At 54.9% G+C, this 15535-nt stretch carries 17 protein-coding genes; 9 read left to right on the top strand and 8 right to left on the bottom strand.

Features of this window, described 5'->3' with window-relative positions; translation table 11 throughout:
* Nucleotides 1-36: 36 nt before the first annotated feature.
* A complete protein-coding gene (locus FFI95_RS12050; protein WP_144822885.1) occupies nt 37-285 on the top strand; it encodes a putative signal transducing protein in 249 nt (82 codons plus the stop codon).
* Entirely contained in the window at nt 275-964 is a 690-nt protein-coding gene (locus FFI95_RS12055) for an SDR family oxidoreductase (RefSeq protein ID WP_144823253.1), read from the top strand. Before FFI95_RS12050 ends, FFI95_RS12055 begins: the two co-directional genes overlap by 11 nt.
* 12 nt (nt 965-976) lie before the next feature.
* Here FFI95_RS12055 and rluF read toward each other — a convergent pair whose 3' ends face one another.
* From rluF to FFI95_RS12085, 6 genes are all read right to left on the bottom strand, one after another.
* A complete protein-coding gene (gene rluF, locus FFI95_RS12060) occupies nt 977-1894 on the bottom strand; it encodes a 23S rRNA pseudouridine(2604) synthase RluF (RefSeq protein ID WP_144822887.1) in 918 nt (305 codons plus the stop codon).
* A gap of 106 nt (nt 1895-2000) precedes the next feature.
* Complete coding sequence (locus FFI95_RS12065; protein WP_144822889.1) at nt 2001-3446, bottom strand: phospholipase D family protein; 1446 nt, start codon at nt 3444-3446, stop codon at nt 2001-2003.
* A gap of 19 nt (nt 3447-3465) precedes the next feature.
* The gene (locus FFI95_RS12070) at nt 3466-4200 is read right to left on the bottom strand and encodes a glutamine amidotransferase (protein WP_186312017.1); all 735 of its coding nucleotides are present in this window, start codon (nt 4198-4200) and stop codon (nt 3466-3468) included.
* A complete protein-coding gene (locus FFI95_RS12075) occupies nt 4197-4922 on the bottom strand; it encodes a YebC/PmpR family DNA-binding transcriptional regulator (RefSeq protein ID WP_144822891.1) in 726 nt (241 codons plus the stop codon). Before FFI95_RS12075 ends, FFI95_RS12070 begins: the two co-directional genes overlap by 4 nt.
* Before the next feature lie 98 nt (nt 4923-5020).
* Nucleotides 5021-5821, bottom strand: coding sequence for an oxygen-binding di-iron domain-containing protein (locus tag FFI95_RS12080; RefSeq protein ID WP_144822893.1), 801 nt, complete (start codon nt 5819-5821; stop codon nt 5021-5023).
* A gap of 135 nt (nt 5822-5956) precedes the next feature.
* Complete coding sequence (locus FFI95_RS12085) at nt 5957-6832, bottom strand: AraC family transcriptional regulator (protein WP_144822895.1); 876 nt, start codon at nt 6830-6832, stop codon at nt 5957-5959.
* 162 nt (nt 6833-6994) lie between these two features.
* Here FFI95_RS12085 and FFI95_RS12090 point away from each other — a divergent pair, with 162 nt between their 5' ends.
* From FFI95_RS12090 to FFI95_RS12120, 7 genes are all read left to right on the top strand, one after another.
* Nucleotides 6995-8491, top strand: a complete 1497-nt coding sequence (locus FFI95_RS12090; protein ID WP_144822896.1) for a CoA-acylating methylmalonate-semialdehyde dehydrogenase — start codon at nt 6995-6997, stop codon at nt 8489-8491.
* 26 nt (nt 8492-8517) lie between these two features.
* Complete coding sequence (locus FFI95_RS12095) at nt 8518-9684, top strand: acyl-CoA dehydrogenase family protein (protein WP_144822898.1); 1167 nt, start codon at nt 8518-8520, stop codon at nt 9682-9684.
* A gap of 26 nt (nt 9685-9710) precedes the next feature.
* Nucleotides 9711-10490, top strand: coding sequence for an enoyl-CoA hydratase (locus tag FFI95_RS12100; protein WP_144822900.1), 780 nt, complete (start codon nt 9711-9713; stop codon nt 10488-10490).
* A gap of 31 nt (nt 10491-10521) precedes the next feature.
* A complete protein-coding gene (locus FFI95_RS12105) occupies nt 10522-11619 on the top strand; it encodes an enoyl-CoA hydratase/isomerase family protein (protein WP_144822902.1) in 1098 nt (365 codons plus the stop codon).
* Between the two features lie 62 nt (nt 11620-11681).
* Nucleotides 11682-12569, top strand: coding sequence for a 3-hydroxyisobutyrate dehydrogenase (mmsB, locus tag FFI95_RS12110; protein WP_144822904.1), 888 nt, complete (start codon nt 11682-11684; stop codon nt 12567-12569).
* Nucleotides 12570-12727: 158 nt separating this feature from the next.
* On the top strand, nt 12728-13060 hold the full coding sequence (locus FFI95_RS12115) for an SMR family transporter (RefSeq protein ID WP_144822906.1): 333 nt from the start codon (nt 12728-12730) through the stop codon (nt 13058-13060).
* A gap of 67 nt (nt 13061-13127) precedes the next feature.
* Entirely contained in the window at nt 13128-14114 is a 987-nt protein-coding gene (locus FFI95_RS12120; protein WP_144822907.1) for a diaminopimelate dehydrogenase, read from the top strand.
* Nucleotides 14115-14180: 66 nt separating this feature from the next.
* Here FFI95_RS12120 and FFI95_RS12125 read toward each other — a convergent pair whose 3' ends face one another.
* On the bottom strand, nt 14181-14621 hold the full coding sequence (locus FFI95_RS12125; RefSeq protein ID WP_144822909.1) for a hemerythrin domain-containing protein: 441 nt from the start codon (nt 14619-14621) through the stop codon (nt 14181-14183).
* Between the two features lie 97 nt (nt 14622-14718).
* Nucleotides 14719-15513: an AraC family transcriptional regulator gene (locus tag FFI95_RS12130; RefSeq protein ID WP_144822911.1), complete on the bottom strand. Its 795-nt coding sequence runs from the start codon at nt 15511-15513 to the stop codon at nt 14719-14721.
* Nucleotides 15514-15535: the final 22 nt, after the last annotated feature.

A 15535-nucleotide genomic window follows, 5' to 3' on the forward strand; every position in this document is an offset into this window, starting at 1 on the left:
TGCAGGCTTTGCCAATGTCACAAAAGGAGAAGGGTGTTGCAAATAGCCTATCGGGCCAGAGACATTACTGAAGCATATATTGTTGCCGGGTTGCTAAACGCCAATGGTATTGAAACCCATGTGGGAGGGTTTTATCTCCAGGGTGCTATGGGTGAGATTGGCGCGGCGGACTTCAGCAATGTGCATGTAGAAGATGAGGATTTGTACCCGGCGCGGCAGCTGGTCGCCGAATATGAGGCTAAGGGTCACGCCGGCTCTGCGCAGGAGATCAATGATGACAAATAACCCCGTTATGCTGATTACCGGTGCATCTTCCGGTATTGGTGCCGCAACTGCCCGGGCAGCAGCCAAAGAAGGCTACCGTCTGGTACTTGCCGCCCGCTCTGCAGATAAGCTGCAAGCGTTGCAGACCGAACTCGGTGGTGTCAGCCAGGTGCTGGTTATTGAGTGTGATATGCAGGACAACACGGCCCAGAAAGCGATGGTTGATCAGGCGCTGAAGGTTTTCGGCCAAATCGATTCTGTGTTTGCCAACGCCGGACGGGGCGGGGAGCCGGGTGGTTTTAGTGAAGCCGATCCGGACGTCTGGAAAGACATGATCCTCACCAATATTTACGGGGTTGGTCTGACTATTCAGCATAGTCTCCCGGCGCTTCGAAAGAGTAAGGGGCATTTGCTGCTCACAGGCTCTGCTGCCGGCAGAGTGACCATTCCCGGTTCCATGTACAGCGCAACCAAGTGGGCAGTTTCGGCGATTGGCTACGGTGTACGAGAGGAGTTGCGGGGTTCCGGAGTGCGGGTAACCCTGATAGAGCCCGGCATGGTGGACACCCCGTTTTTTGATAAGCCACCTGCCCACGCTCTGATGCCGGAGGACATTGCCCGCGCAGTGATGTACGCGGTCTCTCAGCCTGCACATGTAGATGTAAACGAAATTCTGGTGCGGCCAACACCTGCAGAATAGCCAGAGGGGACCCTAGCGTTTAACGCTGCGTTGCCTTGGTTTTCCGGCTTTAGGGCGTTTGGATGACTTGGTGTTTTTACCGGTGGGGCGCCTTGCTCCAGGAGGCTTGGGTCCGCCTCTGTGCCCTGCACGGGAGGGTCGTGGTGAACGCCGGGGTGTGCCCGGGGATTTCTTTCGGGCGGCGACGGGCGTGTCCGGGGTGGCGTCAGCCGATGAGTCCTGGATCGCATCAAAAAGATCTTTCAGTTCTTTCTCGGTCAGGTCCCGCCATTGCCCCACCGGCAACCCCCTGAGATTCACGTTCATAATACGAACCCGCTCAAGGCGGGTGACCTCAAATCCGAAATGCTCTGTCATGCGGCGAATCTGGCGATTCAGCCCCTGCACCAGGGTGATGCGAAATACAAAACGGCTTTCCTGCACGACTTTGCACTTCTTGGTCATGGTGCCAAGTATGGGCACACCGCCCGCCATGCCCTGAATAAAAGCCCTGGTGATCGGTTTGTTGACAGTTACCACGTATTCTTTTTCATGGTTGTTGCCGGCTCTCAGGATTTTGTTGACCAGATCACCGTTACTTGTCATGAAGATCAGCCCCTGTGAATCCTTGTCCAGGCGCCCGATAGGGAAAATGCGCGTGCTGTGGCCGACAAAACGCTGAATGTTGTTTTTTTCTGCATCATCCGTGGTGCTTACGATGCCCACCGGCTTATTCAAAGCGATAAATACCAGATCTTCTTCCGCCCTGGGCGTTATAACCTGGCCATTGACTTTGACCGTATCCGACGGCGAAACCTGATCACCTATCCGGGCCTGCTTGCCATTTATAAAGACGCGGCCCTGCTCAATATAACGGTCCGCTGCCCGGCGGGAGCACATGCCACTTTCACTGATGTATTTATTAAGACGGGTGGTTGGCTTGCTGGTCATCGTATATCCGGTTGTGTCGCGGGTTTCGGGCATGATACCAGCGGGATTTTGTTTCTTCGCCCTTGGCTGCATAAAAAGGATAGAGCGAACAGAGCAAACAGCTGATTCAGAACGTGGAAAGTCCGGTTGCTTCCATCAAACGATAGCGCCAGTAGCGCAGCTTTGAGTCGTCGGCCCAGTGTTCGTATGGCAGGCTCATAACCGGGTTGCTGTCGGGGCCGGATTGCCACTGCTGTTCAAAAAAGCTGACGGCTTTTGCGGCGAGGGCAGAATCCGGTGGCACGGAAACCCGGGCGCTTGTCTCCAGGTTGAAGTTATCAAGGTTGCGCCGTGTGAAGTTGGCGGAGCCAAGTAAAAGCTCGGTGGGGCCGGCTTGGGGGCGCAGTATCATTAACTTGCTGTGGCATTGCTCGCCCGCTGTGTTGCACCAGCGTACCGGGATGCCGGTCTGGTGAAGCTCCATGGCAACCTGCCGGTTTGGAATGCCACTTTTTTGGTGGCCAAAGGCTTCGTTGTTGGCATCGAGAAGCAGGCGTATGTCTACGCCCCGTTTATGGGCATCGATTAAGGAGGCAACGACTCCTCTGTGGGAAAGGTAGAACAGTGCGAGATCCAGCCGGCTCCCGCTTTGTGCGCTGGAAATTATCTCGAGTGCGGCATCCCGGATCCTGGCCTCTGTTTTTATGGCGATCGTGCCGGCGCTGTTGTGGTTGCGGGCCGGGCGTGCGTCTGCTTTGTGGATCAGAGTATCCAGCGCCTGGCTGGATCGGCCGGACATGGCCAGAACTGTTTTTTCGCTTTCAAGAATGTCGGTAACGGCAGGACCAGTGAAGCTGAGGGCTATATTGCTGTGCCGGCTGCTGCCATCGTGAGGGTTTGCAGAGGAAACAACAGCGCGCAGTGCATTCCCCTCATCTGTAACCAGTACTTTGCGATGGTTTGCCTTAAAATTAGGCAGGGCCAGATAACTGCGTATGGTAACCGGTTGGGTGCCCACTGCGTTTGGCAGCCAGCCTCCCTCAGGATTATTGCCTGCCCATTGGCAGCACAGTCGCCAGATGGCCGACCAGGCAGGGTTGCTGTCACGAAGCGGCTCCAGGTTGGTTTCGGTGACCGGAATGCCGGCTTGACGTAGCGCCTGAAACCAGGGCGATACTGAGCCCCCGTAAAGCGTATTCAGCGGGTCAGAGATAACAATCACCTCCAGTTCCGGTCGCTGCTTTTTGCGCCTGATCAGCGCCTCGGTGAGCTGTTCTGCGAGATTACGGTGCTCTGTGTCTTCCGGGCTGCTGCTGTTAAAGAGAAACATATCGACGAGAATGAACGATTCTGCCTGTCTGATCAGGCGAAGGATTTCGTCGAAAATCTCATGATCCCGGCTTTCTGTGCCATCCCGATAGTGATAGGTGGCATCCACCAGCAATGCGGCATCACTCAGGTTGTGGGTTTCACCCTTATAGCTGATGCCGGGGGGTAAAGGTTTGCAGGTATGGTAAATGCCCACGCCGGTCAGTGTCAGAAGCAGAAGCGTGAGCAATACCTTAAGAGTCATAAAGCAGCCTCGGGCTGTGTCAGCCGGCCTGGTGTGCTTTAACCAGTGCCGAAAACCGCTGAAGCAGTCCGGCGGCTTCTGGTGCGTCGCTAACCGAGTGGATCAAGGCATGTGAATCCAGACCTTCCTGATCCAGGTCGGGAGCCTGCACTTGCAGATAGGCCCGCATGATGTCGTCTGAAAACTCAGGGTGAAATTGTACGCCCCACGCACATTTGCCTGCGCGGAACGCCTGGTGAGGCTCAAATTCATTTTTGGCAAGCAGTACTGCATCAGGCGGCAGGCGCAACACCGACTGTTTATGGGTCAGTTGTGCATTGAAGCTCTCTGGCAGGTGCTCAAACAGTGGGTCATTTCTGGCATCGGACAATAGCTCTATTCGCCGGGTTCCGGTTTCCCGCCCTTCTGGGTGGTAGCCAGCCTCGCCACCCAGAGCATGGGCCAGAAGCTGGTGCCCGTAACATACCCCGAGAACGGGTATGTCCAGCGCCACAGCTTTTGCAAGCCATTGTGCCGCGTTTTCACTCCAGGGTTCGCGGTCGCTGACCATGGCGGGAGAGCCTGTAACGACAACTCCCTCCCAGTCTGCAGGGTCGGCTGGCAATTCACCGGCCTGTGTGTTGAACACAGAAATGTCGAGTCCGGGAGAGAGCCCATAAATGAACCAGTCCTCAAAGTCCCCGTACTGCTTCCGGATCGCCGGATATGTACTGCCGGTTTTAAGGATTGCTACCCGTGGCTGCATGTGGTTCATTGCACTGGTAATTCTGCGTTGTGGAAAATGTTCTGCACATCGTCCAGGTCGTTCAGCATATCGCAGAACTTTTCGAAGAGGGGAATGTCATCACCTTCCACCGGCGTTGTGGTTTTCGGTACAAACTGTATTTCATCCACCTCAAAGTCGATGTCAGGGAAAGCGTCTGACAGAGCCTGCCGGGCCTTTGCGTACTCCGTGTGGGGCGTAAAAACGGTGATATGGCCATCTTCGTTTTCAATATCACTGACGTCTACATCGGCTTCTACCAAGGCTTCAAGCGCGCCTTCCTCGTCTTCACTTTTGAACACAAATATGGCGCTGTGATCGAACATATGGGCGACCGTGCCCGGGGTGCCGATTTTGCATTTGGTCTTGGTGAAGGCCAGGCGAACGTCGCCGAACGTGCGGTTGGGGTTGTCAGTCAGGCAGTCCACGATCACCATGCAGTTGCCAGGACCGTACCCTTCGTAACGGGCTGGTGAGTAATCCTCGCCGGCACCGCCCTGAGCCTTCTCTATAGCTTTGTCTATAACATGGGACGGAACCTGATCTTTTTTGGCGCGCTCAATCAGCCCTCGCAGGGACAGGTTTGCCTGAGGGTCTGTTCCGCCAGACTTGGCGCTCATATAAATTTCGCGCCCGTACTTACTGTATACCTTGGTTTTGGCCGCCGCTGTCTTGGCCATGGACTCTTTGCGGTTCTGATAGGCTCTGCCCATTTTTTGCGCTGCCTCATGTTTGCTGGATAAACACGAGGATTTTACTCAAGAATGTTCGTCCGGGACAGGCCTGTTTAGAAGGAATGCCCCGCAGGCGGTCAGATATAGTCGATAGGTGTGCGGTAATTGTCCTGGGTCATCAGGTCAATGCCACACTCCATATCACTGACCCAGCTCAGAAAGCGGTCGATCATTTCGGGACCTTCAAAACGCTTGCCGTGCTGGGGCACTATCATGTCCACATCCATGTTCCGGACCATATCAGCCCAGAGCCGGCATATCTTTTTTGAGGCAATATAACGACGGTGGAATCCGGTCATATGCGCAATGTGCTGGTCGAAATCCGTTACCGGCAAATGGTCATCTGTACTACCCATGGAGGCTCCCAGATCTCCGGAAAACAGTATCCGCGAAACCGGGTCGTAAAATTGCAGATTGCCCACCGAATGCATGAAGTGGGCAGGCAGGCACTGCAGGTAAGACTCACCGAATCTGACATTAGCGCCGGCGTCCGGAATGCTGACAATGCGATCGTAAACACTGCCGCTCAGCTGGTTGGTAACGTAGCTGGATACCAGGTGGGGCAGGAATCTGGCCCACAGCTTTGACGTTACAATTTTTGCGCGAGTATGGACAATCCAGCGGTCAATGGCGCCGATAATGTCCGGATCCTGGTGAGATGCAAACACATAGTCCATATCCTGAATGTTCATGTATTTGGAGGCAGCAACCGCCAGTGGCGTATAAGTAAGGTCGCCACCCGGGTCAATCAGCGCTTCGTGTTTGCCGTCTACAATCAGAAACTGGTTCGACTGGACACCTTCGCCAGTAACCAGAGAGTCGAACATCAGGCATTTGTGATGTCCGTTATCGAACAGAACAACAGGCTCATTTGCCATTTAAATCTCCGAAGGGTAGAGGCCGGCGAGGCGCGGCAGTAAATGCAGGTCGCGCGGAGCGTACAAAATTGATGAATAACAATAAATGTTCCAAATCAATAATACCGCTATTTCCCTGCAGCGTTTTGTAATGTGTCAGTGCCTGGGAGTGTGGCGGTAGTCTCTGGGTGACTGTCCCATTACTTTTTTAAACAGACGGGAAAAATAGTAGGCGTCGTCATAACCCAGGCGATGGCTTATTTCCGCAAAGCTCAGGCTGGTGGCATCCAGCATCTGGCAGGCGCGCTCCACTTTCAGGTGGAGAAAATGCTGAATGGGAGAAGTTCCCGTCTGTTCTTTGTAACGCGTTGCAAAGTGGGCAGGGGAGAGGCCTGCCAGATCTGCCAGTTGCTCCAGGGTAATCCGCTCATCAAGGCGTTCGTGCATGTAGTTGTGGATCGTATCCAGCTCGGCGGTTCGTTCATGTCCGGTGTCATCAATACTGATCGGGATGGCTGTCAGCAGCTGGCGCAGGCGGTTGGCTGCGTGAATCAGTCCGCTGGCCCGGAAGCCGGTCTGCCGAACGGAGAGCAAACCATTAAAGTCCACCAGCAACCTTGGTTGTCGACCGAGGTGGCGGATGCGCACTGAGCTGTCAAACCCCATGTACTTCTGAAAATCAGTGGCCAGAGGGCCAGTGTAGTGCACCCAGTGAATCGTCCATGGGGCTTCGGGGTGTGCCGTATACCGGTGACGGGTGCCGGCAGGCAGCAACAGCAGGTCGCCGGCACTTACCGTATAGGACTCTCCTTCCATATTAAGGAAGGCCTGACCATCGGTGCAATAGATCAAAAGATTGTCGCGGTGGTGCTCTCTGTGCATGTGGTGCCCAGCCGCGTGCCGGTAATGACCAAAGGCAAGAGGGTAGAGGTCGCGGGTAAGTGGGTGCTCAGACAAAAGGCGAATAGTGGGCGCTGGAACCACGTAGCGAATGCTGTCGCCGGGGACTGGCCATTGAGAGGTTTGTGCCATATTTTCGTTACTGCTCACTGCGAGGTGATCGAAATATAATCCATTATGGGCGAAATTTAGTCAATCATAAAAGGCCCGGGGCCGTGCTAGAGTTTAGGCATATATGGCCGAAGCACCCTTGCTTTAGCCCACCTCCGCACAACAACAAACAGGGGTTTCACAATGAAAAATGTTCCACTGTACCTTGCCGGTGAGTTTGTCCAGAGCCAGACCAGCGATTGGATTGATGTTACCAACCCGGCCACCAATGAGGTAATAGCCCGGGCGCCCGCGGCCACAGATGCGGAAATGCGCAAAGCCATCGAGAGCGCTGCTGATGCGTTCAGAACCTGGAAGGAAGTCCCGGTATCAGAGCGCGCCCGCGTAATGTTGCGGTATCAGGCGCTGCTGAAAGAGCATCACGATGAAATTGCCGAGATCCTCTCCCAGGAGACCGGCAAGACCTTTGATGATGCCAAAGGGGATGTGTGGCGCGGGATTGAAGTGGTTGAACATGCCGCCAACGTTGCCTCCTTAATGATGGGCGAGACGGTTGGAAATGTGGCAAGGTCGGTTGATACTCACTCCTGGATTCAGCCGCTGGGCGTGTGTGCCGGCATCACGCCGTTCAACTTCCCGGCCATGATTCCGCTGTGGATGTTTCCGATGGCGATCGCCTGCGGCAACACGTTCATTCTCAAGCCGTCTGAGCAGGACCCGCTTACTCCGATGCGACTGACGGAGCTGTTTGAAGAAGCGGGGGCACCCAAAGGCGTGCTCCAGGTAGTGCACGGTGGTAAAGAGCAGGTCGATGTTCTGCTTACCGACCCTGTGATCAAGGCGGTTTCTTTTGTCGGTTCGGTACCAGTGGGGCGTTATATCTATGAAACCGGTACCCGTAATATGAAGCGGGTTCAGAGTTTCGCCGGCGCCAAGAACCACATGGTTATTATGCCGGATGCCGATAAGCAGCAGGTGCTTAACGCCCTGGTCGGTGCGTCAGTAGGAGCTGCAGGACAGCGCTGCATGGCTATTTCGGTCGCCGTCTTTGTGGGTGAGGCCCAGTCCTGGATTCCGGAATTGAAAGAAGCCATGACCAAGGTCCGTCCGGGTGCCTGGAATGACTCTGGTGCCAGTTATGGCCCGGTGATCTCACCAAAGGCCCTGGAACGTGTAGAGTCGCTTATCGCCACCGGTGAAGCCCAGGGTGCAAACCTGCTTCTGGATGGCCGTGGCTGCACAGTGGACGGGCTGCCGGATGGCAACTGGGTTGGCCCAACACTGTTCTCCGGTGTAACCACCGAGATGGATATTTATAACGAAGAAATCTTTGGCCCTGTGCTTGCCTGCATGGAGGAGGCAAACCTTGAAGACGCCATCTCACTGATCAATAAGAGTCCCTATGGTAACGGCGTGTCGATCTTTACCAGTTCCGGCGGTGCCGCCCGGAAGTTCCAGCATGAAATTGAAGTGGGTCAGGTGGGTGTGAATATACCTATCCCTGTGCCTCTGCCATTCTTCTCGTTTACTGGCTGGAAAGGCTCCTTCTATGGCGACCAGCATGCCTATGGTAAGCAGGCTGTACGCTTCTACACTGAAACCAAAACGGTGACATCACGCTGGTTCTCCAGTGAAGCAACGGCCGAGGCTGAAGCAAACTTTTCTATTCAGCTGCGTTAATCGCATTGGTAACACGGAGCCAGACAATGGACTTTAATCTGACTGAAGATCAGCTGGCGTTTCGCGAAGCAGCCCGGGCGTTCGCTGAGAAATCCATGGCCCCGCATGCGGCCAGGTGGGACGATGAACATATCTTTCCTGTCGATGTGCTGAAAGAAGCCGGCGTGATGGGTTTTATGGGAATTTATACGCCCGAAGCCCTGGGGGGCATGGGGCTTTCCCGGCTGGACACATCCGTGATTGTGGAAGAGCTTGCAGCCGCCTGCCCCTCAACGGCGGCGTTTATAACCATCCACAATATGGCAACCTGGATGGTAGCCAGTTTTGCCTCGGACGAGCTCCGGCAAGAGGTTGTCCCGAGGCTGGCCAGCGGTGAATGGCTGGCATCTTACTGTCTGACGGAGCCCGGCGCCGGCTCGGATGCGGCCAGCATAAAAACCAAAGCAGTCCGGGAAGGTGACAGCTACGTGATCAGTGGCAGCAAAGTGTTTATCTCCGGTGCCGGCGATACAGATATTCTCGTGCTGATGGCGCGCACCGGAGCGCCGGATTCGGGCCCCAGGGGGATTTCTACATTCGTAGTGCCTGCGGATGCTGACGGCATTTCCTATGGCAAGAATGAAGAGAAGATGGGGTGGCGATCTCAACCCACGCGTATGGTCAGCCTTGAGAACGTGCGCATTCCCGCGACCAGTCGGGTGGGAGAAGAAGGTGAGGGGTTTGCCATTGCCATGAAAGGCCTTGATGGCGGCCGGCTGAATATTGCCACTTGTTCTTTAGGTGGAGCGCAGGCTGCGCTGTTGAGAGCCCGTAACTACATGCACGAACGGGAGCAGTTTGGTAAGCCCCTGGCCGCTTTTCAGGCTTTGCAGTTCAAGCTTGCCGATATGGCCACCAACCTGGTTGCCGCGCGACAAATGGTGCGCCTGGGGGCGTTCAAGCTGGATAGCGGTGATGCTGAAGCAACGCTGCACTGTGCCATGGCCAAACGTTTCGCGACCGATGTCTGCTTTGATGTCGTAAACGACGCACTGCAGTTACATGGCGGTTATGGCTATATCCGGGAATACCCTCTGGAGCGTTACCTGCGTGATCTGCGAGTGCATCAGATACTGGAGGGGACCAACGAAATTATGCGTCTGATTGTGGCCAGGCGCCTGCTGGATGATGGTGTGGCCGAGGCCATTCAATAATCCACCAAAATAACAGGAGAACGATGATGAGTGATCTGATTCAGCTCGAAAAGCGCGGGCACATCGCAATACTGACAATCAATAATCCGCCGGCCAACACGTGGACTGCGGAGTCTCTGCCTGCCCTCGCAGAAACGATACGTGCACTCAACGAGGACGCAGACATTTTTGCGTTGGTTGTGACCGGGCAGGGCGAGAAATTTTTCTCCGCCGGTGCCGACCTGAAAACCTTTGCTGACGGTGATAAAGCCCGGGCCAATGAAATGGCGCAGCTTTTTGGTGAAGCATTTTCTGCGCTGACAGCCTTTCGGGGCGTATCCATTGCGGCCGTGAATGGTTATGCCATGGGCGGCGGCCTTGAGTGCGCGCTTGCATGCGATATTCGTGTGGCTGAAGAGCATGCCCAAATGGCGCTCCCCGAGGCCTCTGTGGGGTTGCTGCCCTGCGCCGGCGGAACCCAGAATCTGCCCTGGGTTGTAGGTGAGGGCTGGGCGAAACGTATGATTCTGTGCGGCGAACGGGTCAGCGCGGACAAAGCGTTGCAGATTGGCCTGGTGGAAGAAGTTGTTGCCAGTGGCCAGGGACTGGAAAAGGCACTGGAGCTGGCTGAAATGGCGTGTAAGCAAAGCCCGTCTTCCATTGCCCGCTGCAAGAGCCTGGTGATGAGTGCCCGTGACAGTCGCAGTCACAGTGACGGCTGGCGCATGGAGCGTGAGCTGTTTGTTGAACTGTTCTCGACCGAAGATCAGAAAGAAGGTGTGAACGCGTTTCTCGATAAGCGCAAGCCGGAATGGAAGAACCGCTGAAACCCGGCACCTGCTGCTTTAAGGATTAGATATGAGTCATCCATCTGAAAAAAGTAACCAGCCGATCGTTTTTGAAGAGTGGGAAACCGCCGATGGTCTCCTGATCGCCGTGGCAAGACTGAATGCGCCCAAAACACTGAACTCGCTTTCTCTTGAAATGATCCGGCAACTGACCCCCCAACTTGAAAGCTGGGGTGCGAATGACCGTGTGCAAGCGGTCTGGATTGAAGCCGAAGGTGATAAGGCGTTTTGTGCCGGCGGTGACATAGTCGCGCTATACCGCAGTATGACCGAGCCGGGAAGTGCGGGGCCCAGCGAAGGGGAAGCTTTTTTTACGGAAGAGTATGAGCTGGACTACCTGATCCATACGTATCCGAAACCGGTCGTTTGCTGGGGGCACGGCATTGTGATGGGGGGCGGTCTGGGCATCATGGCCGGCGCGTCTCACCGGGTGGTCACGGAAGCCTCCATGCTGGCAATGCCGGAAAGCAGTATCGGGCTATACCCGGACGTCGCTGCGGGCTGGTTTCTGAACCGTGCACCCGGGCGAACCGGGCTATTCCTGGGTCTGACCGGTGCTCGCCTGAATGCTTCAGACGCTCTGTTCACTGGCCTGGCGGATCGCTTTATCCGGCAGGACCTTAAGGCATCCGTAGTGACTGCGCTGACCAGTAGCAACTGGCAGGGAGATGATTCTTTTGCTGTGGTCAGCCGTGCGCTCAGGCAACACGAAAACCAAAGCGCGGATGCATTGCCTGAATCCCCGGTGCGTACACACCTCGATGAAATTAACCGTGTAACCGATGCCGACACTCTCATGGATATGGTTGCACAGATGCAGGAGTTAGCCGAAGGGGATGGCTGGCTCGCCAAGTCGACCCGGGCACTGAAAGCAGCATCGCCGACATCGTTGGCTATATGTTGGCAGCATCTGCGCAACTGCCGTCTCGATAGCCTGCGGGAGGTGCTTGATAAAGAGCTGATCCTCTCCAGGAACTGTCTCATTAAAGGTGAGTTTGCCGAAGGTGTGCGTGCATTGCTGATCGATAAAGACAAACAGCCACGCTGGCGTTATGCCTCGCTTGCCGAAATGGACAGCGAGTGGATTGACAGTTTTTTCGAGAAATAGCCTGACAGGCCGCCTGTATCTGGGCGGCCCATTCAACCGAATACAAAAACAAGGGGATGATTATGGCAGCAATTACTTTTATTGGTCTGGGCAACATGGGTGGCCCAATGGCCAGCAATCTGGTGAAAGCCGGGCACGACGTAACGGTATTTGACCTCTCCGAAGATGCAGTTGCAGCACTGGTCTCGGAAGGCGCAAAAACTGCAGAAACGGCCCATGAGGCGGCCAAGGGAGCAGAGTGTGTCATCACCATGCTACCGGCAGGCAAACATGTTGAAGCTGTCTACCTGGGCGAAGACGGCTTGCTGGCGGCACTACCCAAAGACACCCTGGTTATTGATTCATCCACTGTTTCTCCGGAAACCGCTCGTGGCGTCGCCGAGCAGGCCGCAGCCAGAGATATCCCGTTTCTTGATGCACCCGTTTCCGGCGGAGTGGCGGGTGCCAAAGCTGGAACACTTACCTTTATCTGCGGCGGAGCAGAGGACACGTTCGCACAGGCAAAGCCAATTCTTGAAGCCGTCGGCAAGAACATTTTCCATGCCGGCGATCATGGTGCTGGCCAGGTTGCCAAAATCTGCAACAACATGCTGCTGGCGATTCTGATGGCAGGTACAAGTGAGGCGTTGGCGCTGGGTGTAAAGAACGGGCTGGACCCCGCTGTTCTTTCGGAAGTGATGAAACAGAGCTCCGGCGGCAACTGGGCGCTGAATGTGTATAACCCCTGGCCAGGCGTGATGGAGACGGCGCCGGCATCGCGAGGGTATGAAGGTGGGTTTCTGGTGAACCTGATGAACAAGGATCTTGGGCTGGCGTTCGATAATGCGGTGAAAAACCATGCGTCGATCCCCATGGGGGCTCTCGCCCGCAATCTCTTTCAGCTGCATGCCGGGCAGGGCAATGGGACACTGGACTTCTCCAGTATCCAGCGTCTTTATAAGCCTGAGTAACCTGTTGCCAGAGGCTGTGTGGCACGATACCAACGCATCAGCGCAGCGGAGGCGTGTTTTATATAACGGTGAAGGTTGGTAGAGTACTGCCGCAAAACTGATTCAATGGGGCAGCGCTATACAGCTGACTGGCGTATACAGGTGGAGTGGGCAGGCAAATGAAAAGCTGGTTGTTTTTAGCAGCCGCCATCATTGCTGAGGTTGTTGCAACCTCAAGCATGAAAGCCAGTGAGGGTTTTACCCGTTTGTTTCCGAGCCTGGTGGTCGTTATCGGCTATGGCGTTGCTTTTTACCTGCTCTCGTTAACCCTGAAAACCATTCCGGTAGGTATTGCTTACGCCATCTGGGCAGGTTCCGGGATTGTTTTGATAGCACTCATTGGCTGGCTGGTATTTGATCAAAAGCTGGATGCGGCAAGTGTGCTGGGAATGGCGCTTATTGTGACGGGTGTATTCGTCATCAACGTATTTTCAAAAGCCAGCGTGCACTAGGCCAAGCCTGCAATCGGCCGTATAATAAGTTCGGTATACATTTTTGAATGAAATAGGGTAAACCAGCATGGCAGATCAGATACGAGTAGCGATTGCCGGATATGGCAATCTTGGGCGAGGAGTCGAGTCGGCGGTGGCGCAGAACCCCGACATGCAGTTGGTCGGTGTATTCAGCCGTCGTGACCCGGCAAGCGTAACTCTGCTTGACAGTAATGTGCCCGTGTATCCCATGGCGGATATAGAGCAGTATCAGAACGAAGTCGATGTCATGATTCTGTGTGGAGGCTCCAAAACAGATCTGCCTGAGCAAGGTCCTTACCTGGCACAGTTTTTTAATACGGTGGACAGCTTTGATACCCACGCCAAGGTGAACGAGCACCACGCGGCACTGGATGAGCCAGCACGGAAATCCGGAAAGGTTGCCTTATTGTCCGTTGGTTGGGATCCGGGCATGTTTTCATTGAACCGTATGTTCGGTGAAACCATTTTGCCGGAAGGTGAAACCTATACTTTCTGGGGCAAGGGTTTGAGCCAGGGCCACTCTGACGCGGTGCGCCGAGTGTCCGGTGTGAAGAAGGGTGTCCAGTATACATTGCCGTCCGAAGAGGCGATTGCTCGCGTTCGTAATGGTGAACAGCCGGAGTTGTCTACCCGTGAAAAACACGTGCGTGAATGCTTTGTGGTTCTGGAAGACGGGGCAGACGAAGAAGCAGTGCGTAACGCCATCGTTACCATGCCCGACTATTTTGAGCCCTTCGATACAACGGTTAACTTTATCGATGAAGCAACCTTTGCGGCTGAGCACAGTGCCATGCCACACGGCGGTTTTGTGATTCGCAGCGGCGAGACGGGTACCCAGAGCAAACAAACCATGGAGTACTCACTTGCCCTTGGCAGTAACCCGGAGTTTACCGCCAGTGTGCTGGTGGCCTATGCCCGGGCAGTTCATAAAATGGCCAGCTCGGGTGACGTAGGTGCTAAAACAGTGTTTGATGTGCCTCCGGGACTGTTGTCGCCCAAGAGCCCTGCACAATTGCGCAAGGACCTCCTGTAAGGCCCGTCCCGGGGCAACTTGGAAGTTAAGTGAGGCCCCTCATTGCTGAGGGGCCCCTTGGACTGGTCACTCGTTACGGCGCTTTCGCATTTCCTGGCGGTACTGACCGGCCAGATCGCTTTTTTGTTTATCCGTGAGTACTTTGCCGGCCATCTGGAAAACTTCCTGTTCTTCTTCATCCAGGTGGTGGGTCACAAGGTGTTGAAGCTCTTTTAAACTCTTGAGCCACTCGGGGCTTGAGTAGTCGGTTTCTTCAAGTTTTTCCAGACATTCATCAATATCGTGGTGCTCGGCCACACTGTGGCGCGCCTTATCCTGAGTCTGCTCATGTTGCATCAAGTGAGCATAAAAGCACTGCTCTTCCGCAGCGGCATGCCCGGTCAGCTCGGTTTTCAGAGCTTTGAAGCCCTGGCGGCGGGATTCTTCATCGCCGGTCGTCTCTGCCAACAACTCCAGAAGCTTTCGTTGTATATCGTGATCTTCCCTCAACGCTTCGAATACGTTCATTGCTATCCCCTCTCGGTAAAGACACCGTAAAGTGTAGGATATTTTCGGGGTGGTGGAGGCGACTTTCATCAAGCCGCTAATCTGTATCTGGTGACTGCTACAGAGGTGCCTGAAAGGTCTGTTGGCGCCGGTACTGCTCCGGGGTACAACCGGCCTGGCGTTGAAACATGGTAATAAAGGCAGAGCCGCTGCTGTAACCCATGTCAAATGCCAGCTCTTTGACAGACCGCCCCTGTTCAAGGGCCTCGATAGCGGCAAGAAAGCGTAAGCGCTGACGCCATTCCCCGAAGCTCATCCCCAGTTCCTGCATAAAATGCCGCGCCAAAGTGCGTTCGCTTACAAACACCTGCTGCGCCCAGCTTGCCAGAGGACGGTTGTCTCCGGGGTTATGGCGCAGCTCTTCCAATATCTGGTTCACCTTTGGGCTGGAGCCATAAGGCAGATAATCGGCCTCCCTGGGGGCCAGGTACAGTTGATCCAGCAACACCTGTGCAAGATTGAGGTCGGTTTTACTCACCGGGGTGGTAACGTCGCGCTCGGCAAAGTCATTCAGAATGGCTTTAAGAACATGGCTCATAGACACAGCACAGGGACGGTCCGGCAGGGACTGGCAATGCTCAAGGCCAATATAGACAGATCGATAGACGACGGATTCGCGGTTGTAGCAACTGTGCAGTGCGTTGGGTGGAATCCATACCGCGTAATTGGGTGGTGATATGAATGGCCGTCCGTCAATTTCCAGCTGCATCACGCCACGAGCCGTAAAGTTCAGTTGCCCCCATTGGTGGCGGTGGGGGATTGCATGCGTATCGGCGCCGAACTCGTCATAACGAAAATACACCGGACCGGGTAATTCGCGGAGGGTGGGGATCTCGATATAGTTTCTGTTCACCTTGTCTTAAACCATCGCCATG

Source organism: Marinobacter piscis, assembly GCF_007671655.1.
Classification (GTDB): Bacteria; Pseudomonadota; Gammaproteobacteria; order Pseudomonadales; family Oleiphilaceae; genus Marinobacter; species Marinobacter piscensis.

Coding starts and splice junctions, on each gene's coding strand:
- FFI95_RS12055 (WP_144823253.1), top strand. CDS start 275: ATGACAAATAACCCCGTTATGCTGATTACCGGTGCATCTTCCGGTATT.
- rluF (WP_144822887.1), bottom strand. CDS start 1,894: ATGACCAGCAAGCCAACCACCCGTCTTAATAAATACATCAGTGAAAGT.
- FFI95_RS12065 (WP_144822889.1), bottom strand. CDS start 3,446: ATGACTCTTAAGGTATTGCTCACGCTTCTGCTTCTGACACTGACCGGC.
- FFI95_RS12070 (WP_186312017.1), bottom strand. CDS start 4,200: ATGAACCACATGCAGCCACGGGTAGCAATCCTTAAAACCGGCAGTACA.
- FFI95_RS12075 (WP_144822891.1), bottom strand. CDS start 4,922: ATGGGCAGAGCCTATCAGAACCGCAAAGAGTCCATGGCCAAGACAGCG.
- FFI95_RS12080 (WP_144822893.1), bottom strand. CDS start 5,821: ATGGCAAATGAGCCTGTTGTTCTGTTCGATAACGGACATCACAAATGC.
- FFI95_RS12085 (WP_144822895.1), bottom strand. CDS start 6,832: ATGGCACAAACCTCTCAATGGCCAGTCCCCGGCGACAGCATTCGCTAC.
- FFI95_RS12090 (WP_144822896.1), top strand. CDS start 6,995: ATGAAAAATGTTCCACTGTACCTTGCCGGTGAGTTTGTCCAGAGCCAG.
- FFI95_RS12095 (WP_144822898.1), top strand. CDS start 8,518: ATGGACTTTAATCTGACTGAAGATCAGCTGGCGTTTCGCGAAGCAGCC.
- FFI95_RS12100 (WP_144822900.1), top strand. CDS start 9,711: ATGAGTGATCTGATTCAGCTCGAAAAGCGCGGGCACATCGCAATACTG.
- FFI95_RS12105 (WP_144822902.1), top strand. CDS start 10,522: ATGAGTCATCCATCTGAAAAAAGTAACCAGCCGATCGTTTTTGAAGAG.
- mmsB (WP_144822904.1), top strand. CDS start 11,682: ATGGCAGCAATTACTTTTATTGGTCTGGGCAACATGGGTGGCCCAATG.
- FFI95_RS12115 (WP_144822906.1), top strand. CDS start 12,728: ATGAAAAGCTGGTTGTTTTTAGCAGCCGCCATCATTGCTGAGGTTGTT.
- FFI95_RS12120 (WP_144822907.1), top strand. CDS start 13,128: ATGGCAGATCAGATACGAGTAGCGATTGCCGGATATGGCAATCTTGGG.
- FFI95_RS12125 (WP_144822909.1), bottom strand. CDS start 14,621: ATGAACGTATTCGAAGCGTTGAGGGAAGATCACGATATACAACGAAAG.